The sequence below is a fragment of the Myxococcus sp. AB056 genome (genome assembly GCF_006547365.1).
GTDB lineage: Bacteria > Myxococcota > Myxococcia > Myxococcales > Myxococcaceae > Myxococcus > Myxococcus virescens.
Window position 1 is genome coordinate 26,872 of the sequence record NZ_VHLB01000065.1, and the last position, 23,830, is coordinate 50,701.

Annotated in this window: 20 protein-coding genes; 10 read left to right on the forward strand and 10 right to left on the reverse strand. The window is 69.8% G+C overall.

Annotation, left to right across the window (positions count from 1 at the left end; translation table 11 throughout):
- Positions 1-42 precede the first annotated feature (42 nt).
- The 4 genes from FMP39_RS25315 (at position 43) to FMP39_RS25330 (ending at position 4,158) form a co-directional block, all read left to right on the forward strand.
- On the forward strand, positions 43-1,005 hold the full coding sequence (locus FMP39_RS25315; protein WP_141592763.1) for a hypothetical protein: 963 nt from the start codon (positions 43-45) through the stop codon (positions 1,003-1,005).
- A gap of 43 nt (positions 1,006-1,048) precedes the next feature.
- The gene (locus tag FMP39_RS25320; protein WP_043613108.1) at positions 1,049-1,738 is read left to right on the forward strand and encodes a response regulator transcription factor; all 690 of its coding nucleotides are present in this window, start codon (positions 1,049-1,051) and stop codon (positions 1,736-1,738) included.
- On the forward strand, positions 1,735-3,126 hold the full coding sequence (locus tag FMP39_RS25325) for a cell wall metabolism sensor histidine kinase WalK (protein ID WP_141592764.1): 1,392 nt from the start codon (positions 1,735-1,737) through the stop codon (positions 3,124-3,126). The genes FMP39_RS25320 and FMP39_RS25325 overlap by 4 nt, the downstream gene beginning before the upstream one ends.
- Positions 3,127-3,255: 129 nt before the next feature.
- On the forward strand, positions 3,256-4,158 hold the full coding sequence (locus tag FMP39_RS25330; RefSeq protein WP_194858556.1) for a helix-hairpin-helix domain-containing protein: 903 nt from the start codon (positions 3,256-3,258) through the stop codon (positions 4,156-4,158).
- A 12-nt stretch (positions 4,159-4,170) separates the two neighbouring features.
- On the opposite strand, the gene FMP39_RS25335 is transcribed toward FMP39_RS25330, so the two are convergent.
- Both FMP39_RS25335 and FMP39_RS25340 read right to left on the reverse strand, forming a co-directional pair.
- The gene (locus FMP39_RS25335) at positions 4,171-5,286 is read right to left on the reverse strand and encodes a triacylglycerol lipase (RefSeq protein ID WP_141592766.1); all 1,116 of its coding nucleotides are present in this window, start codon (positions 5,284-5,286) and stop codon (positions 4,171-4,173) included.
- 169 nt (positions 5,287-5,455) lie between these two features.
- Positions 5,456-7,483, reverse strand: coding sequence for a kelch repeat-containing protein (locus tag FMP39_RS25340; RefSeq protein WP_228558321.1), 2,028 nt, complete (start codon positions 7,481-7,483; stop codon positions 5,456-5,458).
- A 581-nt stretch (positions 7,484-8,064) separates the two neighbouring features.
- On the opposite strand from FMP39_RS25340, the gene FMP39_RS25345 reads away from it, so the two are divergent.
- The gene (locus FMP39_RS25345; protein WP_141592767.1) at positions 8,065-9,021 is read left to right on the forward strand and encodes a siderophore ABC transporter substrate-binding protein; all 957 of its coding nucleotides are present in this window, start codon (positions 8,065-8,067) and stop codon (positions 9,019-9,021) included.
- A 70-nt stretch (positions 9,022-9,091) separates the two neighbouring features.
- Here the strand turns inward: FMP39_RS25345 and FMP39_RS25350 are convergent, their stop codons facing one another.
- From FMP39_RS25350 to FMP39_RS25360, 3 genes are read right to left on the reverse strand one after another with little or no spacing between them, the layout of a single operon-like run.
- Positions 9,092-9,898 carry an ABC transporter permease gene (locus FMP39_RS25350; protein ID WP_011555950.1) on the reverse strand — a complete coding sequence of 269 codons (807 nt, stop codon included), beginning with the start codon at positions 9,896-9,898 and terminating at the stop codon, positions 9,092-9,094.
- A gap of 1 nt (position 9,899) precedes the next feature.
- On the reverse strand, positions 9,900-10,703 hold the full coding sequence (locus FMP39_RS25355) for an ABC-2 family transporter protein (RefSeq protein WP_141592768.1): 804 nt from the start codon (positions 10,701-10,703) through the stop codon (positions 9,900-9,902).
- Positions 10,700-11,707, reverse strand: coding sequence for an ATP-binding cassette domain-containing protein (locus FMP39_RS25360; protein ID WP_141592769.1), 1,008 nt, complete (start codon positions 11,705-11,707; stop codon positions 10,700-10,702). The genes FMP39_RS25355 and FMP39_RS25360 overlap by 4 nt, the downstream gene beginning before the upstream one ends.
- Positions 11,708-11,832: 125 nt before the next feature.
- Here FMP39_RS25360 and FMP39_RS25365 point away from each other — a divergent pair, with 125 nt between their 5' ends.
- Entirely contained in the window at positions 11,833-13,053 is a 1,221-nt protein-coding gene (locus FMP39_RS25365; RefSeq protein ID WP_141592770.1) for a small ribosomal subunit Rsm22 family protein, read from the forward strand.
- Positions 13,054-13,104: 51 nt separating this feature from the next.
- Here FMP39_RS25365 and FMP39_RS25370 read toward each other — a convergent pair whose 3' ends face one another.
- Positions 13,105-13,293 carry a hypothetical protein gene (locus tag FMP39_RS25370; protein WP_020478821.1) on the reverse strand — a complete coding sequence of 63 codons (189 nt, stop codon included), beginning with the start codon at positions 13,291-13,293 and terminating at the stop codon, positions 13,105-13,107.
- Positions 13,294-13,523: 230 nt separating this feature from the next.
- Here FMP39_RS25370 and pip point away from each other — a divergent pair, with 230 nt between their 5' ends.
- The gene (pip, locus tag FMP39_RS25375) at positions 13,524-14,492 is read left to right on the forward strand and encodes a prolyl aminopeptidase (RefSeq protein WP_141592771.1); all 969 of its coding nucleotides are present in this window, start codon (positions 13,524-13,526) and stop codon (positions 14,490-14,492) included.
- Between the two features lie 7 nt (positions 14,493-14,499).
- Here pip and FMP39_RS25380 read toward each other — a convergent pair whose 3' ends face one another.
- Positions 14,500-15,336 (reverse strand): YhfC family intramembrane metalloprotease, encoded by an 837-nt coding sequence (locus tag FMP39_RS25380; protein ID WP_228558322.1) that lies wholly within the window; start codon positions 15,334-15,336, stop codon positions 14,500-14,502.
- A 181-nt stretch (positions 15,337-15,517) separates the two neighbouring features.
- On the opposite strand from FMP39_RS25380, the gene FMP39_RS25385 reads away from it, so the two are divergent.
- Positions 15,518-17,353, forward strand: coding sequence for a glycosyl hydrolase family 18 protein (locus FMP39_RS25385; RefSeq protein WP_141592773.1), 1,836 nt, complete (start codon positions 15,518-15,520; stop codon positions 17,351-17,353).
- Between the two features lie 43 nt (positions 17,354-17,396).
- On the opposite strand, the gene FMP39_RS25390 is transcribed toward FMP39_RS25385, so the two are convergent.
- The 3 genes from FMP39_RS25390 to FMP39_RS25400 all read right to left on the reverse strand — a co-directional run bounded on the left by FMP39_RS25390 (position 17,397) and on the right by FMP39_RS25400 (position 22,836).
- Positions 17,397-20,462: a tetratricopeptide repeat protein gene (locus FMP39_RS25390; RefSeq protein ID WP_141592774.1), complete on the reverse strand. Its 3,066-nt coding sequence runs from the start codon at positions 20,460-20,462 to the stop codon at positions 17,397-17,399.
- Complete coding sequence (locus FMP39_RS25395; protein WP_141592775.1) at positions 20,459-21,355, reverse strand: transcriptional regulator; 897 nt, start codon at positions 21,353-21,355, stop codon at positions 20,459-20,461. The genes FMP39_RS25390 and FMP39_RS25395 overlap by 4 nt, the downstream gene beginning before the upstream one ends.
- An 80-nt stretch (positions 21,356-21,435) precedes the next feature.
- A complete protein-coding gene (locus tag FMP39_RS25400) occupies positions 21,436-22,836 on the reverse strand; it encodes a M20/M25/M40 family metallo-hydrolase (protein ID WP_194858557.1) in 1,401 nt (466 codons plus the stop codon).
- Between the two features lie 82 nt (positions 22,837-22,918).
- Between FMP39_RS25400 and FMP39_RS25405 the strand changes: the two genes are divergently transcribed.
- A complete protein-coding gene (locus tag FMP39_RS25405; RefSeq protein WP_011555961.1) occupies positions 22,919-23,293 on the forward strand; it encodes a response regulator in 375 nt (124 codons plus the stop codon).
- Between the two features lie 16 nt (positions 23,294-23,309).
- On the forward strand, positions 23,310-23,830 hold a 521-nt coding region (locus FMP39_RS25410), incomplete at its 3' end, for a J domain-containing protein (protein ID WP_228558323.1).

Here is a 23,830-nt window from a genome sequence, read left to right on the forward strand (position 1 = left end):
CCCGCAAGGTGGGTCCCTCAACGCCGCCGAGGGGGTCCTCACGTGTCGAGCATCAGCAAGTCGTTCAAGAAAGCGGTGAAGAAGGTCAAGAAGACGGCAAAGAAGGCGGGTAACACGGTGGTGGATACCGCCAACAAGGCGGCCGATACCGTCACAGGGACTGCCGGCACGGTCTCCAACCAGGTGAGCCGTGAGGCCGAGCAGCTCGCCCGGGAGGTGGACACCCTCACCCGCGACACCGCGAAGCTGGCGGAGCAGGCGTATGCGGAGTCCCTGGCTGCTGGGGAAGCCGCGTGGAACGAGATGGTGGAGCTGTCCACCCGCTTCCTCACGGACGCGCTGAGCGACGTCGCCGAGGCGCTGGCCGAGGACGTCTACCGCAAGCACCTGGCCCTCCTCGAGAGCATGGCCGAGACGGGCTCCGCGCTGCTGACGAATCCCACCCGCCGCAAGGAGGTGGACTTCCTCGTGGGCCAGTCTTCCCAGAAGAAGAAGGACGAGGACACGAACAAGACAGTCAGCTCGCTGTCTCAGGACGAGTCGGTCCAGCGCACTGGTAACGAGGCGCGCAGCAAGGGGCTCGGGACCCTCTCCATCGGCAGCGGCGGCAGCGCGACCTTCGGCCTGGGCCCCGAGGGAAACGTCGGCATCGCCTTCGACCACCCGGGGCAGACGCAAGTCCGGGGCTTCTTCGGCATCGGGGGCGTCGCAGGCGCCACCAAGGGTATCTCGATGAACTTCCAGCTTGGCGCGTGGGCAGACATGCCCTCCAAGCTCGCCGGCCCCGTGCTCACGGTCAGCCTCGGCGCCGGCGTCGGCAAGTTTTGCGGTAGCGCCCAGGTCGTCTTCAAGATGCCCATCACCGAGAAGGAATGGACGGCCTTCGCCACGAGTGGCAGGCTCGACCTCGCGGGCCTCGTCATGTGCCTCGGCGCGGAAGTCAGCACCTTCGCCAAAGACGGCGTGAGCGCCACGGTCGGCGGCGGCTACACCTGGGTGTACTGAGCGACAGCGCTGACACGACGAAACCCACCTGGGGACCGTGTCCATGAACCCATCGGCGCGCATCCTGGTTGTGGAGGACGATGCCCCCATCGCCGCGGGCATCGTTCGTGGATTGAAGCTCGCGGGCTTCCAGGTGGTGCTCGCCACGGATGGCGTGCTCGCGCTCGAGATGGCCGAGCGCGAGCACCCCGACCTGGTGGTGCTGGACCTCAACCTGCCCGGACAGGACGGCTTCGAGCTGCTGGAAGCCTGGCGCTTCCGGCTCCGTGTCCCCGTCATCGTCCTCACCGCGAGACAGGAACTGGAGGCCCGGCTGCGCTCCTTCGGCCTGGGGGCGGTGGACTACCTCCCCAAGCCCTTCTGGATGGAGGAGCTGGTCGCCCGCATCCGCGCACGGCTGCTTCTCCAGGAGGAGCGCCCGCGACGCGTGCTGCACTGGGACGACGTGAGCCTGGACCTCGACGCCCGCGAGGCGAGCCGCGAAGGCACCGGCGCCCTGCCCTTCACGCGCCACGAGTTCGACGTGCTCGCCTATCTCGCGGAGCGCCCGGGACGGGCCCTGACACGCGCACAGATTGCCCAGCACGCGCTGCCGCCCAGCGAGGAGCGCGATGACCGGACCGTGGACTCTCACATCGCGCGCATCCGCAAGAAGCTGGGGCCCGCGGGCGCGCGCATCCAGACGTCCTGGGGGATTGGCTACCGGTTCGTCCCCGACGAGGAGCCCCGGTGAGGCTACGCAACCGCCTGGCCCAACGCATCCTCGTGGCCTCGGCGCTCCTGGGCCTGCTGGGCACGCTGGGCGCGTCCTTCCTCGCGATTGTCCTGGGCGTGGATGCCGCGCTGTCGCATGGCGTACGGATGTCCGCCGCCCTGGCGCTCGCGCCCCAGGCTTCGGAGTGCCGGACGACACCGGGGTGGCACTTCCGGAGCCCGGACGGCGTGGAGGTGGAGGCGTACGACCTTGCCCTGGTGGGGGCGGGCTCGCCCGGCGCACGGCCGGACCCCGAGCTGCTCGCGCGACTCGCCCGAGGCGAGCGTGAGCCCACCCTCTTCTACCTCCCGCTCTTCCGTCCGGACTCCACGTGGGCGGGGGCCTCACTGCTGAAGGTCGCGGAGTCCGGACCCTGCAGCCTCCTGGAGTTCCGCTGGCCGCTCATGGACGAGCGCGCCACGGTGGGCGGGTGGGTCCTCGTGGCCGCCGTCCTCTTCACGATGCTCGCGGCCACGCTGTCCACCTTCGTCGTCGTCCACCCCCTCCTCCAGCGCCTGCGTCGTCTGCACCGGGCGGCGGGGATGCTCGGGGCGAGCCGGTATCGCTCCGCAGCGGATGGCCAGGACGATGAGCTGGGCGAGCTGTCACGGGTGCTCGACGCCACCCATGCCCGTGTCCAGGAGGACGCCACCCGCATCGAGGCCCAGAAACACGCGCTGGAGCGACACCTGGCGGACGTCGCGCACGACCTGAAGACGCCCATTGCCTCGCTCCAATTGTCGCTGGAGCTGGCCTCGACGACGCCCACCGAGCCGACCGCGGCGCTCCTCCGCCAGGGCATCGAGGACACCGTCTATCTCACCTCCCTGGTGGACAACCTCCATCTCGCCTGCCAGCTCGGAGAGGGCATCGACCCGACGGCGGGCGACCCGCGCGTGGAGCTGGGGCTGACCGTGGAGCGCGTGGTGCGCAGGCTCCAGCAGCTCGCGCGGTTGCTGGGACTGACCGTGGAGTGCTCCCGGCCCGACGAGGCGCTCTGGGTGCGCTGCAATCCCACGATGCTGGAGCAGGCCCTGGGCAACCTGCTCCACAACGCCGTCACGCATGGCGAGGCGGGGGGCCACGTCGTGGCCGTCCTGGAGGATGCGGAACCCGGGCGCTTCCGGCTCACCGTGCTCGACGACGGGCCAGGCCTCTCTGCCGAGGAGCTCGAGCGTCTGGGCGAGCGCGGGTTTCGCACGCAGGCCACGCGGCGCCGGGCGACCCGGGGCAGCGGGCTTGGCCTGTCCATCGTCCGCGAGCTGTGCCACCGCGTCGGCTTCACACTCGCCTTCGCGCCCAACCCGCCGCGCGGCCTGAAGGTCGTCATTGAAGGACCTCGCGCCTCCACGAGCGAGCCAGGCTGAGCGCTTCTGTCATGAGCGTGGGCTGCAAGCCGGCCGCCTTGCCGGCCGCCCGCCGAGCCCGGTGCCACGGCGCGACCTCCGCGACAGGGGTGGCCACCGTCTTGGACGCGCCCCACCTTGAAGGCAGCCATGGGCGTTGCCTGGAAGGACAACATTGACGTCGCGGATGCGCTGGAGCGCGTCGCGGACCTGCTGGAGGAGCAGGACGCGATGCCCTTCCGGGTCGGCGCCTACCGGAAGGCCGCTGACACCATCGCGAAGTGGCCTCAACCCGTGGCGGAGCTGCTGGCCGAGGAAGGTGAAGCAGGGCTGCGCAAGCTCCCCGGCGTGGGGAAGAGCATCGCCGCGGCGATGGCGGAGCTGATTCGCACCGGACAGCTTTCCCTGCTCCAGCGGCTGGAGACAGAGCACTCTCCAGAGCAACTCCTGGCCAGCGTGCCGGGCATCGGCGCGGGGCTGGCCCGCCGCATCCATGACGAGCTGGGCGTGCGGACGCTGGAGGAGCTGGAGCAGGCCGCACACGACGGACGGCTGGAGCGCGTGGAGGGCTTCGGCCCCCGGCGCAGCGAACAGGTGCGCGAGCTGCTGGGCGCGCGGCTGGGCAGGGAGCGGCGCAGCGCCGCACGCCGGAGCGAAGGGCGGGATGAAGGCCCCCGGCCGGACGTGGGCGTGCTGCTCCAGGTGGACGAGGAGTACCGGCGGCGCGCGGACGCAGGCGAGCTGCGCCGGATTGCACCGCGCCGGTTCAATCCCTCTGGCGAAGCATGGCTGCCCGTGCTCCGCAAGAAGCTGGAGGGGTGGAACTTCCGCGCGCTCTTCTCCAACACCGCGCTGGCCCACCAGCAGAATGCCACCCATGACTGGGTGGTGCTCTACTTCGACCAGGACGGCGACGAGGGCCAATGCACCATCGTCACTGCGCATGGCGGTCCGCTCGACGGCCGACGTGTGGTGCGCGGACGCGAGGTGGAGTGCCTCGCGTACTACGGCGTGGAGTCCGAGGAAGTCGAAGCCCCGCAGCCCGGGGCCTGACGCGCCGGCACGTCAATCATGCAGTGAGATGTAATGGATGAGGGCGGCGTAGAACTCCGGCTCATCGAAGGCGTCCGGCCCGACCCCCACCACATCCACATGGTCCTGAGGCACCACGCTGGACATGGACGTGCTCTGCGGACGCGATGGCGCGTTCAAATCATTGAGCGCGAGAATGGACGTGTCGTCCGTCACCGAGTCGAAGCCGAAGAAGGCGTCGTGGTAGCGCAGCCGGCGCCCCATCTGCTGAGAGTTGATGCCCACCATGCCGTCGTCATCCGCTTCGTTGCGTACGCCGTCGCCGCAGCCGGCCGCGCCGTCGTTGTCCCCATCCCCCGCGCAGTAGCCATTGCCGTCGATGTCGAAGAGGAACTCCTTCAACAGGTACAGCGCCGGATTCACATTCCCCCCGAACTGCGCGGTGATGAGCGACACGTAGCGCTCCGCGTAGTTGCTGCTCACCGGATACTTCTCGTTGAAGGCCTTCATGCCCGTGACGACACCGTCCGAGGATGAATAGTCATTGAAGACGAGCTGCTTCGCCGCCGCATACGCGTCATTGCCCGGCGAATAGACGGAGTCGCCGTAGTAGCGCGCCAGCGCCGCGATGACGCTGGTGACGCCCGTTTTCTGGTCGAGGATGTACTTCGCCACCGGCGAGCCCCGGTGCGGCGAAGACACACTGGCCAGCACCGCCACCGACGTGGCGCCCCTGCGCTCCCGCAGCACGCGCGCCGCCTTCCGCGCGTCGATGCCCCCTTGCGAGTGGCCAATGATGCTCACCTTCGAGACACCCGTCGTCGCCATGAAGCCCTCGATGTCGTCCGCCAGGTCCAACCCGCGGACCTCCGAGGACTGAAACGCCGCCACCTGTGCAACGAAGGCGCGCTGTCCCGGGTCGAGGTCGCTGTTGCAACTCGTGTCGAAGCGCGACTCACAGGCTTCGCCCACGAAGGTGCCGAAGTCGTTCCCCCAGTAGTCGTAGCCGAGCAGGTCATCGAACCCGCCCATGCCGTGCGCGAACACCACGGGGTATTGCGTCTTCGCCGCGCCGGCCCAGGACGCGGGAGCCCCTGCCAGCACTCCGGCGAACAGCCCCGCCATGACCACCCTTTGAATCCGATTCATGCGTCCCCCTCGAATGCACCACTGGGGGATTGGAGCAGTGGATACGCGGCTCGGGTCACCCGAAAGCGCGCCGCCATCACCCAGCCGACACCCCAAGCCTCGAGCTGTCTTGCGGGCCGCATCCGAAAGCCCGCCCCGGTGACACAAGCCCCCGGGGCGGGGCGTGGAATCAGGGCGCGGGCGAGTACAACCCGGCGGAGGACAACGAGCCGCTGGGGCTCAGACCTCCCGACACCAGCACGCGGCCAGAGCCCACCAGCGTCACCACGCCCGCGCTGGTGAGCGCCGTGGGCAGCGTTCCGGCGCTGTGCCATTGGCCGCTGGCCGGGTCATACACCTCGGCCGAGGCCAACAAGCCCACGGTGCCCCCTCCGTCACCGCCCAACACCAGCACGCGGCCGGAGGGCAGCAGCGCGGACATCGGTCCGTAGCGGGCGTGCTGCATGGACGTGAGCGAGGTCCAGGTGCCCGTCGCCGGGTCGTAGAGCTCAGCCGTGGCGAGCGCCCCCCGCGCACCCCAGCCTCCGGCCACCAGCACCTTGCCCGACGGCAGCGCCACCGCCGTGTGGCCATAGCGCGGCCCGGACAGAGAGCCGGTGAGCGTCCACTGCCCCGTGGACACGTCATAGAGCTCCGCCGAGGACGTGTCTCCATCCTGCGTGTTGCCTCCCACCACCAGGACCTTGCCGGACGGCAGCGACGTCGCGGTGTGGTACTGCCGACGGCGGCTCATCACCCCGGTGGCGGTCCACGTCCCGGTCGCCGCGTCATACAGCTCCGCGGTGGCCAGCATGCCAGAGAAGCTGGAGCTCATCCGGCCTCCCGCCACCAGGACCTTGCCGTTGGGCAGCAGCGTCGCGGTGTGGCGCGCACGCGGCGCGGCCAGCGCTCCCGTGGCAGTCCACGTGCCCGTGGCCGCGTCATAGAGCTCCGCCGAGGGCAGATAGCTGGACGACGTGCTCTGGCCTCCCGCGGCCAGCACCCTGCCATTGGGCAGCAGCGTCGCGGTGTGGAGATAGCGCGCGGTGAGCAGCGTGCCCGTCTGCAGCCAGTGGCCCGTGGCCTCGGAGTAGCGCTCCGCGCCCGTCAATGCCGTGCTGCCATTCGCGGTGCCACCAGCCGCGAGGACCTCGCCCGAAGACAACACCGTCAAGGAATGGTGGTACCGCGCGGACAGCATGGCATTGGCCGCGCGCCAGGGGAGCGTGGGTGGGACGTAGCGCTCGGCGGAAGCGGTGCGCAGGACGCCGTCCGGGCTTCCGCCCGCGACCAGCACCTCCCCCGTGCCCAGCAGCGCGGCGGTATGGCCCAGCCGGCTGGTGCCCATCGAAACCGTGGAGCTCCAGAGCGCGTTGACAGGGTCATACAATGCAGCGCTCTGGAGGTAGGGCTCGCTGCCGTCCGAGCCACCGGTGATGAACACCTCGCCGGAGTGCAGCACCGTCGCGGTGTGGTGCGCGCGCTCGACGGGCATCAGGCCCCCCGCGGAACCCCAGACACCGGTCTCCACGGTGTACAGCTCCGCGCTGCGCGTCGCGGTGATGTCATCCACCAGCCCGCCGGACACCAGCACCTTGCCATTCAGCAGCGCCGTCGAAGCATGCCCCGTGCGCGGCGAGCTCATGGCGGCGGTGGAGGACCAGGTTCCCGTGGCGGGGTCATAGAGCTCCGCGCTCCGGAGGACGGTGCCCCACGAACTGGAGCGCCCGCCCGATACCAGCACCTTTCCATTGGGCAGCAGCGTCGCCGCGTGTCCCATGCGCGGGGCCGTCATGCTGTGGGTGGCGCTCCAGGTCCCCGTGTCGGCGTCATACAGGCGCGCCGTCCTCAACGCGGTTCCCGTGCCGTCCTCTCCGCCCATCACCATCACCTTGCCGTTGAGCAGCAACGTGGCGGTGTGTCCCGAGCGAAGGGAGTCCAGGCTGCCAGTGGAAGACCAGGTCCCGGTGGCCACGTCGTACAGCTCCGCGGTGCCGGTGGTCGCGGCGGCGACGTCACCGCCCACCACCAGCACCTTGCCATTGGGCAGCAACGTCGCGGTGTGACGCCGGCGGATGACATTCATGCTCCCCGCGCTGAGCCACTGCGCGGTCGCCACGTCGTATTGCTCGGCGCTCGTGGAGGACTGGCCACCGGCGACCAGCACGCGGCCATTGGGCAGCACCGTGGCCGTATGGTCCAGCCGCTGAGTGGACATGCTGGCGGTGCCTACCCAACTGACGGAGGCGAGCTCGGCGTCCTGGTTCCATGGCTCATGCAGCGCGTCTGCAAAATCCTCGTGTGAGCATCCTGCGAACACGAGCGTCATCAAGAGCGCGGCCTTCCGGCCGAACCCGACAGGTTCAAACATAGGTGGGGGTCCTTTGTGTGACGGGGGGATGCGCGGCGGGACCGCGCCCGGCGCCTTTACCCCAGCCCTGCACGGGCGGACCATCGCACCACCCAAAACTGAACACATCAATACGTGGGGCCTTGGGCACCCACCCGTGCGGGGTAAAGCCAAAGGCGCGCCGCGCCAGGCCATGCAATTCAAGCAACTTCAGAATTGCTCGCCAGGCGAACGACGACCGCCTCCTTCAAATTCTCCCGGCCTGTTTCGGAGGGCGCAGCGGCGACAAACGCGCCGCACTGATGATAATGCAAACTAATCTCAAAATGAAAATATGAACCATCCAGAGCTCCTTGACTCGCCCGGCGCCGCTGTCGAACCGAGGAGCGGCGTGGCATATCCGCCGGAACGTCCCTCGGTTTTCGCGGTCACGTTTCGGAGAACCTCCCATGCGCCGTTTCCATCGTCCGCTCGTCGCGGCACTGTTCGCCTCCGGTCTGGCTACCGCTGTTCCCGCTGCTGCTTTCGAGCTGAAGCATGAGACTGGCACGCTGAGCGTGCCAGCCACGCCGTCCCGCCTCGCCGTCTATGACCTCGGCGTGCTCGACACGCTGAACGCGCTCGGCATCCGTGCCGTGGCCGTGCCGAAGGCCACCTTCCCGGCCACGCTGTCCGCCTACAACAGCAATGGCGTGCCCCAGGCCGGCAGCCTGTTCGAGCCCGATACCAAGGCCCTCGCGGAGCTGAAGCCGGACCTCATCGTGGTGGGTGGGCGCTCGCGGAAGCAGGCCGAGGCCCTGAGCGCGCTCGCGCCCACCGTGAACATGTCCGTTCGCGCCGGCCACTTCGTGGAGGACGTGACGGGCCAGACGCTGGCGCTGGGCAAGGCCTTCGGCAAGCAGAAGGAAGCCGACACGCTGGTGAAGAACTTCGAGAAGGAGCGGGCGGCGCTGAAGAAGCTGACGGGCGGCAAGTCCGCCGTGATGCTCTTCACCCTGAATGGCAACGTCATGGTGCACGCGCCCGGCGACCGCTTCGGTTATCTCCACGAGCTGACGGGCTTCAACGCCGTGGTCCCGAAGGCGGAGGGCAGCAACGACGGCCCGCGCCCGCCGGCCGGGTCGCCCGAAGCGAAGGCCCGTCAGGAAGCCGCGGCCGCCCTGCTGAAGAAGGCCGTGGCCGCCAACCCGGAGTGGCTGGTGGTGCTGGACCGCGGCGCCGCGACCGGCGGGGGTGAGAACAAGGCCCTGGAGACGCTGGCCAAGCACCCGGAGCTCAGCCAGACCCGCGCCTTCAAGCAGGGCCGGGTCATCGTGGTGGACGCCCCGAGCTGGTACATCGTCGGTGGCGGTATCGCGAACGTGACCCGAATCGTCCAGGACACGGCCCGCGGCCTGAAGAAGTAGGCCCTGGCGGTCATCCTCTCCCCGGGGCGGCGCGCGTCACCGCGCTGGGGAGAGGCGCTTCATGCCCGCGTCAGCTGCTCGCCGACGTGTACCGGCGGATGGAGCGCAGCCACACCTGACGTGAGCCCCAGGCGAAGAGCCCCGCGCCCACCACCGCGCCCACGAGCGACTGGGGCGGCAGCCGTCCCAGCATGGCCTGCGCCGGGAAGGTCGTCATCAACGCCAGCGGAATGACGTACGTGAACACCATCGTCAGGACGCCGCGCCCCACGCCCTGGAACACGGAGGACGGCCAGCGCGCGAAGTCGAAGATGGAGGTGAACAGGTACGTCAGGTTGTCCACCCGCACGACGAAGAACGCCGCGCTCACCGTCAGAATCCACAGCGAGTAGAGCAAGAGCGTGCTCGTCCCCAGCAGCAGCACGGAGGCCAGCAGCCCCGTCACCGACGGCCACCGCCCCAGGTGCATGAAGGCGTAGACGAACAGCCCGATGCCCGTCAGCACGTTGAAGGCCCGCCACGGCTGAAAGCGCTGCGTGGACACCAGGAACTGCGCGTCCGCCGGCTTGAGCAACACGAAGTCCAACGTGCCCTTGCGGATGTGCTCCACCACCCCCGTGAGGCTGGGGTTGATGGCGCCCTCCAGGATGCCCTGCAGCAGCGTGAACCAGCCCACCACGAGCAGCGCCTCGCCGAAGTTCCAGCCCTCGATGTTGGGCCGCTCACCGTAGACGACGAACAGCGGCGCCAGCGCCGTGAAGGTCCAGAAGAGGGACGTCAGCCCCTCCGTGAAGAAGTCCGCGCGGTACTGCAGGGACAGCAGCCCCGACGCCTTGAGTTGAATGCCCAGCAGCCGCAGATAGCGCTTTACCTTCACGTCAGCCCCCGAACGCCGCGAAGCGCCGCACGCCCTGCTTCCACGCCACCGCCGCCAACGCCCCCAGCACCGCCACCCAGGCCCACTGGGCCGCCAGCAGCCGCAGGGACTCCTCCCAGCCATAGGCCCCCGTCAGCATCTCCACCGGGACGCCAATCTGATAGCGGAAGGGCAACCAGTCGATGATGGTGCGCAGCGTCGGCGGCAGCAGCTCCACCGGGTACATGTAGCCGGAGCACACGAAGAAGAGCACCAGCCACACCTCGAGCACCTTCTGGCTGCTCTCCAGGAAGAAGCACAGCGCGCCAATGGCCACGTTGGCCAGGAAGGCCACGGCCCAGCCGCCAATCACCGACAGCACGACGAAGCCCCACTGCCACGCGTGCTGGGGCACCGCCTTCTGCCCCACCAGCGCCACGCTCAGCAGCATCACCGGCACCGCGACCATCAATCGCATGGGGAAGGCGGCGATGCTCTCCACCGCGTAGGCCCACAGCGGGGAGATGGGGCGAAGCAGGCGCATGGCCAGCGTCCCCTGCTTCACCTCCCAGTTGATGAGCCACGCCGCCCACGACGTGGCCAGCTGCCGCACCGCGAAGGTGGCCAGGAAGTAGCTGATGAAGTCCGCCTCGCCGAAGCGGCCCACGGGCGCCTCGCGTGACACCGCCATCCACAACACCATGTTGACCAGCGGCATGGTGGTGGACAGCACCCAGATGAGCATCTCCGCGCGGTAGGCCACCGCCTCCGCGAACCCCACCCGCAGCAGCGTGGGAAAGGCGCGCAGTGTGGTCCGGGCGCTCATGCGGGCACCGGCTCCGACACCGCCGCCCGGCGCGCCTTCGACTCCGCGAACAGCTCGCTCATCACCTCTTCCAGCGGCGCGTTCTCCACCGTGAGGTCCATCACCGGCAACGTGGACAGCGCGCGGGTGATGGTGGCGTTGACCGCCTCCTGCTGGACCTGGAGCACCGCGGTGCCGGGCTCGTGCGTCACCACCCGGCCCAGCGGAGACAGGCGCTCGGCGTCCACTTCCTCCGACAAGCGCAGCACCACGCGCTTCTCCGGCCGCACCCGCTGCACGAGCGCGTCCAGGCCGCCGTCGTATGACAGGAGGCCCTTGTCGATGACGATGACCCGGGGGCACAGCGCCGCCACGTCGTCCATGTAGTGGCTGGTGAGGATGAGCGTGGCGCCGTACTTCTCGTTGTACTCCTTGATGAACGTCCGCATGGTGGCCTGCATGGCCACGTCCAGGCCGATGGTCGGCTCGTCCAGGAAGAGCACCCGGGGCTGGTGGATGAGCGCCGCGGCCAGCTCGCACTTCATCCGCTCCCCCAGCGACAGCTGACGGGTGGGCTTGCCGATGAGGTCCCCGATTTCCAGGAGCTCAATCAGGTCCGACATCGTCTTCTTGTACTGGGCCTGGGGCACGTCGTAGATGGCGCGGTTGAGTTCGAACGTCTCCGCCGGAGGCAGGTCCCACAGGAGCTGCTGTTTCTGCCCCATGACGAGCATGATTTTCTTGAGGAAGGCCTCCTCCCGCTTCTGCGGGACATGGCCGTCCACCGTCACCTCGCCGTCGGAGGGATAGAGCAGGCCGGAGAGGACCTTGAGCGTCGTCGTCTTCCCGGCGCCATTGGGGCCCAGGAAGCCCACCCGCTCCCCGGGGCGGATGTCGAAGGAAATCCCATCCACGGCCTTCACCGTGGTGTAGCTACGGTGGATGAGCGAGCGGAGGGCCGCCTTCAAGCCCGGCGGGCGCTTATGGACTTTGTAGTGCTTGCGAAGGCCGCGAACGGAAATCATGTGCGACCAGGGTTTAACGCGCTCTCCCCCTCCATGGCGATCTCGCCGTTGACGGCTTGGCGGGACGACAATCGGTTGGCAACGGCCGCGGCGGGACGCGGCCTCACAGGTGAAGGCTGGGTTCGATGAGCAACGCATACAGCAAGGACCTGGAGCGATGGATGCCGCGGCTCATCGCCGTCTGGCGCGCGTCACGCGGCCGGGGCGGTGGCGGCGGGCCGGAGACGCGCCTGGCGCCCCAGGAGGTGAAGGAGGTGGCCGCGGGTGTCCGCCAGCTCTCCCTGGGCCTCACGCGGGAGCGGCAGCTCGCCGGCGCGCGGTACATGGACGACCCGAAGCTCTTGGGCGCCTATCTCCTCTTCTACTGGCCGGTGTCCTATGCGCAGGCCCGGCAGGTGCTCGGCGAGCTGCCGAACCGCCCCCGGCAGGTGCTGGACCTGGGCAGCGGTCCGGGCCCGGTGGCCTTCGCCGCCCTGGACGCGGGCGGGGGCCAGGTCACCGCCGCCGACCGCAGCAAGGCCGCCCTCACCCTGGCGCGAAACCTGGCCGCCGAGGCCGGTGAGGCCCTGGCCACCCGCGACTGGGACCCGACGAAGAAGGGCGCCACGCTGCCTGACGGCCAGTTCGACCTAATTACGATGGGCCACGTCGTCAACGAGCTGTACGGCACGGGGGACGCGGCCACGGCCCCCCGCGCCGCGCTGCTGGAGACGATTCTGGCGAAGGTGAAGCGCGGCGGCAGCCTGCTGGTGATGGAGCCCGCGCTGCGCGAGACGAGCCGCGGCCTGCTGCACGTGCGCGACGCCATGGTGGCCAAGGGCTACGCCGTCCGCGCGCCCTGCATGTACCGCGGCCCCTGCCCCGCCCTGGTGAAGGAGACGGACTGGTGCCACGCCGAGCGCGCCTGGCCCATGCCTCGCGTGGTGGAGGAGCTGGCGCGCGCGGCGAGCCTGCACAAGGAATCGCTGAAGATGAGCTACCTGGTGCTGGCCCCCAAGGACGAGGCGTGGCCGGAGCTGACGCCCGGGCGACTGTTCCGCATCGTCTCCGAGCCCCTGGAGGGCAAGGGCCGGCACCGCTACATCGGCTGCGGCCCCGAGGGCCGCGTGGGCCTGGCGATGCAGGAGCGCCACCGCAACGAGCGCAACGAGCGCTTCCTCAAGCTGAACCGGGGCGACGTCATCTCCGTGACGGAGACGGAGCCCAAGGGTGACGGGCTCGCGCTCGACGAGCGCACCGAGGTGCGGGTAGTGGCGCCCGCGGGCAAGGGCGTGCCGCCCCCGCCTCCGAAGGAGGACGCGCCTTCGAGCCCGGGAACCGGCCCGCGCCCGGGCGCGCCCTCCTGAGTGAAGCACCCGGCCCCTGACGCCCCGGGGCCGGAAGACGCATGGCCTGGCTCAGTGCCGGGCCTGGGCATAGCCTCCCGTGAGGACGTCACACATGTGGCGGAAGGCCTTCACGCCGTCCTTCATGGCGCCCACCGCGCCCTGCGCGAGGACGGTGGCCTGCACGCGGACCAGCCGCAGCCGGCGCGGCGCGGGCGTGTGAGGCGAAGTCGCAGGACGGATGAGCGAAGCGATGTTCATGGCGTGCTCCGTGGGGTGTGGGAGACAACCGGCAGTCTCCACCCCGTCCGCGAAGCCCACGTTGCGGCGCGGTGAACTCGCCGTCACATCGTCCGTGGCCTGCCTGACAGAGCGCCCTCCGGGCAGGAAGCCCGCCGCACACTCCAGACGCCCTGCCACCAGCGGACGGAAGGCCCCCGGCGGGGCCCCTGTTAGGGTCAGCCGCTCCCACCGCTACGGAAGGCCTGCCCGTGCCCGTGTCCCACCGGCCGCTGCGTTCGCTGTACCCGCCCCTGGAGCCCTACCGCACCGGACGCCTGCGCGTCTCCGGTGGGCATGAGGTGTACTTCGAGGAGAGCGGCAATCCGGAGGGCAAGCCGGTGCTCTTCGTCCACGGGGGGCCCGGCGGAGGAACGGACCCGCGCCAACGCCGCTTCTTCGACCCGACCGCGTACCGCATCATCCTGTTCGACCAGCGCGGCTGCGGACGCAGCACGCCGCACGCGAGCCTGGAGGAGAACACCACCTGGGACCTGGTGGCCGACATGGAGCGGCTGCGCGAGTTCCTGGACATCTCCCGGTGGCAGCTCTTCGGCGGCTCGTGGGGCAGCACCCTGTCCCTGGCCTATGCCCAGACACATCCCGAGCGCGTCTCGGAGCTGGTGCTGCGCGGCATCTTCCTGCTCCGCAAGCAGGAGATTGACTGGTTCTATCAGCGAGGCGCCAGCGCCCTCTTCCCGGATGCGTGGGAGTACTACCTGGAGCCCATTCCGCTCGAGGAGCGTGGGGACCTGCTGGCGGCCTACCACCGCCGGCTGATGGGCTCCGACGTGAAGGCGCAGCAGGAGGCCGCGCGCGCGTGGAGCGTGTGGGAAGGACGCACCAGTTGCCTGTACCCCAACGCGGAGCTGGTGGCGCGCAACAGCGGGGACACCTTCGCGCTCGCCTTCGCCCGCATCGAATGCCACTACTTCGTCAACCGGGGCTTCCTGCGCAGCGACACCCAGCTGCTCGACGACGTGCACCGCATCCGCAACATCCCCGCCGTCATCGTCCAGGGGCGCTATGACGTGGTGTGCCCCCCAGAGAGCGCCTGGGCCCTGCACAAGGCGTGGCCGGAGGCGGAGTTCATCATGGTGACCGACGCGGGGCACTCCGCGAACGAGCCGGGCAACACCTCCGCGCTGGTGGATGCCACGGACCGCTTCCGCGGGCGTTAGCGCCTGCTCACTCCAGCGCCGGAACCGCCGCCGTGTCGCGCTCCGCGTCCACGCGGCGGAAATAGAGGATGACCCACAGGCCCAGCAGCGCGGCCACCGTCACCATGGCTTCGCCCGCGAACGCCCCTGCCTGCGGTCCCCACGCCGCGGTGGCCAGCTTCCCCACTACCACCGTCAGCGCGTTGAAGAAGGCGTGGGCGCCCACCGCGAGCCAGTACCACTTCACCTCGCCACGGATGAAGCGCTGGAGCACCACCACCGACAGCGCGATGTGCACCACCATGGAGCCCAGCCGCTCGTAGGCCCCCAGCAGCGGCATCCACCAGTCCAGCGCGGCGATGGTGGCCTTGGCTTCCACCACCTGCGCCACCTGCTCCGGCTTCAGCGGCAGGGTGGAGGGGTCCAACTTGGACAGGGCGATGACGTTGACGAGCCCCAGCGCCGCCAGCCCGCCCACCAGCAGCGCCGACTCCAGGCCGCCGTGGCCCACGCCGAAGCCCACCGCGTCGCGCCAGCGGCGGAAGTCCTTCAGCGGCTTGCGGAAGGCCCACAGCCGCGCCGTCTCCTCGAAGAGGCCCGCGGTGAGGGACAGCACGACAATCCAGACGCCCAGCAGCACCGAGGACGTCTTCAGCGCGTCGCGCATGAAGTACTGCGCCACCTGCACCATGGGCAGCCGGGTGAGCAACTGCGAAACCGCGAACGCCGCCGCGCCCCAGCCCACCACCTTCCAGGCCACGCCCAGCCGCCGGCGCGCCCACAGCACCATGCCCACGGGCATCAGCACGTCGAAGGTGATGGCCACCGCGTAGCTGGCGACCAGCCTCGTATCCACAGCGTCCACGCGGTCTCTCCCCTCCAGGAAGCACAGGCTCCTGAAGCCCAGCATCGAGGACACCAGCGAAGCGCCGCCCGAATCCAGGGGAAATCGCCGAACCGCCAGGACTTTCCTGTTTTGACCCGAAAAACAGGCGGAGCCTCTCTCTGAGGGGTGGAGCTTCTCCCCCAGCCGAAAGGCAGACGCCATGCAGCTTCCTGGACACCTCCACCGAACGGGCCTCGTCGCCCTGGTGGTCCTCACCACCCTGCTCAGCTTCCTGCGCCCCGCGCATGTCCTGGCGGCGGACCGGGGCGCGTGGGCGCCCAACACCTCGTACACCGTGGGCGACATCGTCTCCCACGGAGGAAAGGGCTACGACTGCCGCCAGTCGCACCAGTCCCTCGTCGGATGGGAGCCCCCCAACGCCCCGGCGCTCTGGATGGAGCGGACAGGGAATCCGCCGCCGGATACCCAGGCGCCCACCGCGCCGCCGTCGCTCACATCCACCGCGAAGACGCATGAGAGCGTGTCGCTGTCCTGGGACGCGTCCACGGACAACGTGGGCGTTACCGGCTACGAGGTCTTCACCAACGCGGGCACGTCCGCCTCCGCGTCGACGGCGGGCGCCACCCACGTCACGGTGACGGGCCTGGCCGCGAACACCACGTACACCTTCACCGTGAGGGCGCGCGACGCCGCAGGCAACCACTCGGCGGCAAGCAGCGCGCACAGCGTGACGACCTCCCCGCGCCCCGCGCCCGACACCGTGCCGCCCTCCGCCCCCAACGCCCTGCGCGCCACTGGCGTGAGCAACAGCAGCGTGTCGCTGTCCTGGGGCGCCGCCACGGACGACGTTGGTGTCACCGGCTACGAGATCTTCGTCAACGGGAGCGCGTCCGCGTCCGCGACCACCTCGGGCGCCACCCACGCCACGGTGACGGGCCTGGCCGCGAACACGACCTACTCCTTCGCCGTGAAGGCGCGGGACGCCGCGGGCAACCGCTCGGCGGTGAGCAATAGCGTCTCCGCGACAACGACGGGGACGCAGCCCGTGGGGAACAAGATCATCGTGGGCTACTGGCACAACTTCGACAACGGCTCGACGAACATCCGGCTGCGGGACGTCTCCGCGAAGTACAACGTCATCCAGGTCGCCTTCGCTGAGCCCGTGGGTGGCCCGGGCTCCGGCCGCATGGCCTTCGCGCCGTACAACGCCAGCATCGCGGACTTCAAGGCGGACATCGCCCTGCTCAAGAGCCAGGGCCGCAAGGTGCTCATCTCCATCGGCGGAGCGAATGGCACCGTCCACCTGGATGACGCCACCGCGCGGCAGGACTTCGTCACCAGCATGCAGGCCCTCATCGACACCTACGGCTTCGACGGGTTGGATTTGGACCTGGAGGGCAGCTCGCTGTCGCTCAACGGCGGCGACACCGACTTCCGCAACCCCACCACGCCGCGAATCGTCAACGTCATCCAGGCCACGCGCCAGCTCCTCAACCAGAACGGCCCGGGCTTCCTCCTCACGATGGCGCCCGAGACGGCCTACGTCCAGGGCGGCATGGCCGCGTACGGCGGTCCCTGGGGCGCGTACCTGCCCGTCATCTACGCGCTGCGAGACAGACTGACGTACCTGCACGTGCAGCACTACAACACCGGCACCGTCATGGCGCTCGACGGCCGGGCCTACGCGCAGAGCACGCCGGACTTCCACGTGGCCATGGCGGAGATGATGCTTCAGGGGTTCCCCGTCGGCGGCAACACCGGCGCGATGTTCCCAGGGCTGCGGCCGGACCAGGTACTCATCGGCCTGCCGTCGTCACCGCAGGCGGCGGGCGGCGGGTACACGACGCCGGCCAACGTGCACAAGGCGCTCGACTACCTGCTCAAGGGGCAATCCTTCGGCGGGACCTACGTGCTACGCAACCCCGCCGGCTACCCCGGCTTCAAGGGCCTGATGACCTGGTCCATCAACTGGGACGCGTTCACGAACTTCGAGTTCTCCAACAGCCATCGCGCGTACCTGGACACCTCCCCCTAGCGCGCCCCGGCGCGCGGGCAGCGCTCCTCCATGCAATCGATTGTCATCCGCGACAGTGCCCCAGCTCGGTCCGCGCGTCCGCCGTCTCCTGGACATAGGCCTTGCGCCACACGGACAGCTCCTCCCAGGCGCGGCGGGCCTCTCCGCAGGCCTCTTCCACCGCGCCCGTCAACCGGAGCGCCCGCGCGAGCCGGCGGCGCACCCTGGGGACACGCGCGGAGACCACCTGCCGGGCCGTGAGGTCCGCCAGCGCGGTCCGCAGCGGCACCAGGGCCTCGGCGGGCTGACCTCTCGCGAGATGGACGTCCCCTAGGAGCAGCAGCGCCTCCATGCGCTCGGACGACGACGGCCCCAAATCTCTCTCCATGACCACGAGCGCCTGCTCGATGTGACGGCGTGCCTCGTCCACCTGCCCCAGGAAGAGCAGCGCATCCGACAGGTAGCGCAGCGACGTGCCATCCAGCTCCCCCTTGTCGGCCAGGGGCCGCTGGAGCGAGACACCGCGAGCGTGGAAGCCACGGGCCTCGCCCGGACGCCCCAGCAGTCGCAGCAGCCGGCCCACCTCGTGCGCATCCAGCGCCACCTCCGGATGGGTGGCGCCATAGGCACGCTCGCGATGCGCCAGGAGGCCTCGGGCATACTCCAGCTCCGGCAAGCGCTCGCCCTGCTCGCCCAGCACCCCCAGCCGATTCGACTTCACCCCAATCAACACCGGGCTGTCGGCGGCCACGCTCTTGAGCGCCACGGCCCAGCTCTCCTCCGCGGCCTCCCGCGCCTGGGCCGCATGCCCCCACTCGACGTAGACGAGGGTCAGGTTGGACAAGGTCCGGGCCACTGACAGGTTCTCCTCCCCCAGCGACTGGCGAAGGATGCCCAGCGCCCGCTTGAGGACGGCCTCGGCGCTCGAGAGTTCCCCCAGGAGGGCCAGCGTGCCCCCCAGGTTCGACAGGGCCCGCCCCGTGTCCCGGTGCGCCGGCCCGAAGTGCGTCTCATGGACGCGCAGCGCCTCCTCCTGCCAACGCTTCGCCTCCAGCAACCGTCCCTGTTGCCGGGCCAGCAATCCCAGCCGGCCGTTCAGCTCCGCGCGCGTGAACGTCTGGCCCCGGGCGCTGGCGGTTTCCAGCAAGGCACGGAGCATCGACTCGGCCTCCGAGAAGCGGCCCTCCTGCTCCAGGAGCTCCGCCTGCACCTGGTCCAGCATGGTGTCCAGCTCGGGGTCTCTGAGCGTCTCCGCCACGGCCCGGGCGCGATGCAGGAAAGGCCACGCCTCCTGGGGCTGGCCCATCCCGTACCCATGCAACCAGGCCTGGAAGTGCAGCACCCGCGCGAGCACGCCCAGATGCCGCCCGGCCTCGGCTGCCAGGGAGCCCTGGACCAGGGACACGCGCGCGTCCTCGATGGCTCCCGCGTCCTCCTGCAATCGCGCGCAGAGGTGATGCGCCTCGGCTTCCAGCGGCCGATGATGGGTGGCGAGCGCGCGCTCCCGGGCGGCAAGCGCGATTCGCAGCCCCTCGGGGGTATGCCCCGCGAGCCGCTCCGCGTTCGCCCGCGCGAGCTCCGCGCGCACCGCGTCCACCTCCGCACGCGCCTTCGGGTCCTCCGGCGGAGACACGGCCTCCTGCAACGTGCGCACGTCCGCGCAACCGCCCACGCCGCCGAGCGACGCCCCCAGCCCGAAGCCCCGCTCCACCGTCCGCGCGTCCGCGCCCTGGAGCGCCACCGTCAGCCGCGACAGCTCTCCCAGCCGCTGGTCCAGGCACGTCATCCGCAGCCCCAGCGCCGCTTCCGACTGCTCGCCGAAGACACGCGTCGCCTCGCACGCGGACTGATGCGCGCGCGTCCAGTCCTGCGTCCACTGCTCCAGCGTGGAGGCCACGGCCTGGAACGAAGCCTCGGCCGCGGGGGCGCCCGTCGCCAGGAAGGCCTGACGCGTGGACTCACGCACGGACGCGTCCCAGATGCCCGCGAGGTGCCGTTCACTGCCCTGACAGGCTTCGCTCGGCGCCGCCGCGGAAGGCCCCAGCACGAGGAACCCCAGGCCCACCAGTCCTCCCGCGAGCACCGCCGTGGCCGCGCTGCGCTTCCAGGCCCCCACCTCCCGCGCGAGGCGGGCTCGCAGCACCTGCATGGACTCGAAGCGCCGCGACGGGTCCACGGAGAGGCCCCGCCGCACCACGGCCTTGAGCCACGAGGGCACGCCCCGCTGCTCCGGACGCACCTCCTGGCGCTGCATGGACGCCAGGAGTTCCTCGCGCGTGGCACCCGCGAAGGGCCGCTGCCCGTTGAGCGCCTCGTAGAGCGCGACGCAGAAGGCGAACTGGTCCGAACGGGCATCCCCCCGCTCTCCGCGAAGCTGCTCCGGCGCGCCATACGCGGGCGTCCCCAGGAACGTGCCGGTGACGGTGAGCGGCGCCTCGCCAGAGTCGATGGCCGCATCCTCCCGCGGAGGCCCCAGTCCCACCGCGGCGTTGGCCAGGCCAAAGTCGGTGATGCGCACCTGACCGTCGCGCGTCAGCAGGACGTTGTCGGGCTTGAAGTCGCGGTGGATGATGCCCAGCGCGTGCGTGGCCGCGAGCCCATCCGCCGCCTGGGTGAAGCGCGCCAGGATTTCCCGGCGCGTGCGCGGCTTCTCCGCCAGCCACCGCCCGAGCGTGCCGCCCTCGACGAGCTCCATCACCAGGAAGAGCTGTCCCTGGAACTCGCCCACGTCATGCAACTGGGCGACATGGGGATGCGACAGGCGGGCCATCGTGCGGGCCTCGCGCTCCAATCGCTGACGCGCCTGGGCCAGCGAGTCCTCCCCGAGCCTCGCGAGGTTCAGCAGCTTCAGCGCCACCTTGCGGTCCAGCTCCGGGTCATAAGCGGCATGGACGCGCCCCATGCCACCTTCGCCGAGCAGCCCGAGCACCACGTACCGTCCCACCCGCGCACCGGAGACGAGCAGCCCCGTGTCGACCAACGGGGGAGGATTCTCCAGCCCCCCCAACGCGGCGAGCACGCTCCGGCACTCCGAGCAGCCGGAGACATGCTGGCGCACCGTCGTCATGCCCTCGGGGTCCAACGCGCCGTTCGCGAACCCCGACAGTGCGTTCTCATCCGGGCAGCTCACTCGCGCCCCTCCAGCAGGCCCGAGAGGCTCAAGTCCAACCGTCCATGGATGGCGCGCATCACGCTGTCCACTTCCGGCTCGGGCAACGACAGGCGTTCAGCGAGCGCGCGCCGCGTCCGTTTCTCCAGCAGCGACTGCACCGCGGTGAGCCGGCGAGAGAGGGTGGACTTGTGCAGGTCGAACAGGGCGCCCATGCGCTCCAGGGAGAGGCGCTCCACGAAGTGCAGCCGCAGCAACTCCCGGTCCTCATCGTCCAGCGAGGCCACCGCCCGGACGAAGGCCGCACGCACATGCCCCCGGGCCTCCTCCCGCACGAAGCCCAGCTCCAGGCCGCCCGGCGCGGGGTGTGCGGCGAGCACCTCAGCCTCCACGTGGGACTCTTCTCCCAGCGCCTTGCGCATCCGCAGCGCGAGCCGCGTCGCGGAGATGCTCACCCAGTGCAGCAGCGGGCCCGCGCCCGCGTACCCGAGCAACCGGGACGGAGCCTCCGCGCGAGGCATCAAGAGGTTGGCCCGGAGCGCTTGCAACACCTCGTCCGTGAACACCGGCGAGGGGTGGATGCGCGCCAGGGGGACGCGCAGCTTGAGGAGGACCTCCTGCTCCAGGAGCGCACGGGCCGCTGGCAGTCCCTGCGCGCAGGAGAGCGCGAGCGCGACGTCCCTGGCATGCAGTCGCTCCAGCGCGAGCACCGGGTCCACCGCTCGCGAAAGCAGCGCCCCCAGGTGTTGAGCGAAGGCCTTGGACTCGGGCGCGGCGGCTTGGAGGGCCGCGGCCAGGGAGACGGCGCGGTCCACGGCCTCCCTGGCACTCGGGGCCGCACGGAGACGAGCGGAGGACGGCTCGCCAGCAGCCTGCAACACCCACTCGAAGAACTCCGCGTTCGCCCCATGCATCCCAAGCGCTCCTGACATCACGCTGACGATACATCAAGCCCCTGATTCAATGAGACCAGGGCCCTGGAGCCACCGGGTGCTCAAGCCTTCCGCGCGCTCAGGGCCTCGGCCAGCTCCGCGTAGAGGTGGATGGCGCTGCGGATGGACTTCTCCCAGTCGCCCAGGTGCAGGCTTTCGTTCTCCGAATGGGCGTATGTGTACGGGTCCTCCACGCCGATGAGCAGCGCGGGCACACCGCCCAGCTCCTTCGCGAAGGGCTCCACGAAGGGAATGGAGGCGCCGCAGCCAATGGCGACCGCCTTCGTGCCGTATCCCTTCTCCAGCGCGCGGAAGGCCGCCTGGAACGCGGGGTGGGACGGGTCCGTGTACCACCAACCGGACGCGCCCTCCGTGTCGAAGTGGACGTCCAACCCCCACGGGCACACCTTGCGCAGGTGCTCCTTCAGGCGCTGCTCCACGTCGCGCGCCTCCAGGTCCGGGACGATGCGGATGCCCACCCGCGCCCAGGCCGAATCACAGATGATGTTGCGCGCGTCCTTGCGGCTGCTGGCCTGGATGGCATTGATGGCGATGCTCGGCTGACGCCAGTTCATCTCCCACGGATGCGCCCCGCCTCCCAGCACCTGCGCGCCCGGCAGAAGGCCCGACTGCGCGCGGAAGTGCGCCTCGTCTCCGGGCAGGGATTCGATGCTCTGGCGCTCTCCGTCCGTCAGCGGCTTCACGCGCTCGCGGATGCCTTCAATGGCGATGGAGCCATCCGCGTGCGTCAGCGTGGCCAGCATCCGGCACAGCGCCATGACGGGGTCCGGCACCGGCCCGCCCCACATGCCCGAGTGCACCGCCTGCCGCAGCGCCCGCACCTCCACGTCCACCGTGACGAGCCCGCGCAGCGCGGTGGTGATGGACGGCAGGCCGGTGTCGAAGTTGGACGTGTCGGTGAGGACGATGGCATCCGCCTTCAGGAGCGCCGCGTGCTCCTGGAGGAAGGCGCCCAGGAAGTTGCTGCCAATCTCCTCCTCGCCCTCGATGATGACCTTCACGTTGAGCGGCAACGCTCCCGCGCCCTTCAGCCACGACTCCACCGCGGACGTGTGCACGACGATGCCCGCCTTGTCGTCCGCCGAGCCGCGGCCGTACAGCCGGCCGTCGCGCTCCACCGGCTCGAACGGAGGGCTCTTCCACGCGGCCTCATCACCCGCGGGCTGCACGTCATGATGCGCGTAGAGCAGCAGCGTGGGCTTGCCCGGAGCCTTGAGCACCTCGCCATAGACGTAGGGGTGCGTGCCCTCGATTTCGAGTAGCTGAACGTTTTCAAAACCACGGTCTTTCAACAGCCGTGCAGTCGCTTCCGCGCTGCGTCGTACCTGCGTCGCATCGAAGCCAGGAAATGAGACACTGGGAATCCGGACCAGGGACTTGAGGTCCTCCAGGTACATCTGCTTCTTCGACTCGAAGTGTGAGAGAGCATTGTCGGTGGACATGCCCACCCCTTAACCCAAAAAGGCGGGCAGGCGTGCCATGTCCCCGCGCGGATGTTGCGCGGTCCAAGTATCATCCGGAGCCATGTCCGACACCCCGACCCTGCTGCTCGTCGATGACGACAGTTTCGTGCGCCGTATCCTCAAGGACGTCATCGCCGACACGGGCATCGAGCTGCGGCTGCTCGAGGCCGCGGACGGTGAGGAAGGCCTGGCCGTGGCCGCGCGGGAGAAGCCCGCGGTGATGTTCCTGGACCTGTTCATGCCGAAGAAGAGTGGACTGGAGGTCCTGGGCGCCATCAAGGCGGTGTCGCCCACCACGCGTGTGTTGGTCATCAGCAGCATGGACGCGGAGCCCGTCGTGGAGCAGGCCATGGCGGCGGGCGCCGTGGGCTTCGTGGGCAAGCCCTTCCATCCGCTCGAGATCGCCTCGGCCGTGCGCCAGGCGTTGGCTCACTGACCCCCGGGGTGTTTTCGTGTCGTCTTCTGCTGTCGGTTACTGGGTCGCGGACCATCTCGGACGTGTGCTGGGGCCCCTGGCGCTCCAGGCCCTCCGGGAACTGATTTCCTCCGGGCGCTTGAAGGCCGCGGTGCGCGCCTCTCGGGATGGGACGAACTGGGTCGCCCTGCCGGAGCTGCCCGAGCTGAGCGACTTGTTCGCCAGCGCGCGCCCCACGCCCTCCCTGGAGCTGCAGCAAGCCGAGCGCCTGCGCGCGCAGATGCGCGCCATGCAAAGCCTGCCGGCCCACGAAGTCTTTGGCCTCAAGCCCACCGCCAGCCTGGACGAGCTGCGTCTGGCCTACTTCCGCATGGCCAGGCGCTTCACGCCGGACCACGTGTCCCCGGACACGCATCCGGAGCTGAAGAAGGTGTCGGCGGAAATCTTCGACTTCCTGTCGCGCCGCATGCGCGACGCGGAGGCCACCTGGACGCAGGCGGCGCAGGCGCCCCGCCCTCCGCCGCCCGTCGTGCCCGCCGCGCCGCCTGCGTCCAGGTG

Bases quoted from the DNA above. Each gene is read 5' to 3' on its own strand.
- FMP39_RS25340 (WP_228558321.1), bottom strand. From the start codon at position 7,483: ATGTCCACTCAGCGGCTGGACCATACGGCCACGGTGCTGCCCAATGGC.
- FMP39_RS25330 (WP_194858556.1), top strand. From the start codon at position 3,256: ATGGGCGTTGCCTGGAAGGACAACATTGACGTCGCGGATGCGCTGGAG.
- FMP39_RS25355 (WP_141592768.1), bottom strand. From the start codon at position 10,703: ATGAGCGCCCGGACCACACTGCGCGCCTTTCCCACGCTGCTGCGGGTG.
- FMP39_RS25335 (WP_141592766.1), bottom strand. From the start codon at position 5,286: ATGAATCGGATTCAAAGGGTGGTCATGGCGGGGCTGTTCGCCGGAGTG.
- FMP39_RS25400 (WP_194858557.1), bottom strand. From the start codon at position 22,836: ATGTCCACCGACAATGCTCTCTCACACTTCGAGTCGAAGAAGCAGATG.
- FMP39_RS25370 (WP_020478821.1), bottom strand. From the start codon at position 13,293: ATGAACATCGCTTCGCTCATCCGTCCTGCGACTTCGCCTCACACGCCC.
- FMP39_RS25395 (WP_141592775.1), bottom strand. From the start codon at position 21,355: ATGCATGGGGCGAACGCGGAGTTCTTCGAGTGGGTGTTGCAGGCTGCT.
- FMP39_RS25385 (WP_141592773.1), top strand. From the start codon at position 15,518: ATGCAGCTTCCTGGACACCTCCACCGAACGGGCCTCGTCGCCCTGGTG.
- FMP39_RS25320 (WP_043613108.1), top strand. From the start codon at position 1,049: ATGAACCCATCGGCGCGCATCCTGGTTGTGGAGGACGATGCCCCCATC.
- FMP39_RS25345 (WP_141592767.1), top strand. From the start codon at position 8,065: ATGCGCCGTTTCCATCGTCCGCTCGTCGCGGCACTGTTCGCCTCCGGT.
- FMP39_RS25365 (WP_141592770.1), top strand. From the start codon at position 11,833: ATGAGCAACGCATACAGCAAGGACCTGGAGCGATGGATGCCGCGGCTC.
- FMP39_RS25360 (WP_141592769.1), bottom strand. From the start codon at position 11,707: ATGATTTCCGTTCGCGGCCTTCGCAAGCACTACAAAGTCCATAAGCGC.
- FMP39_RS25405 (WP_011555961.1), top strand. From the start codon at position 22,919: ATGTCCGACACCCCGACCCTGCTGCTCGTCGATGACGACAGTTTCGTG.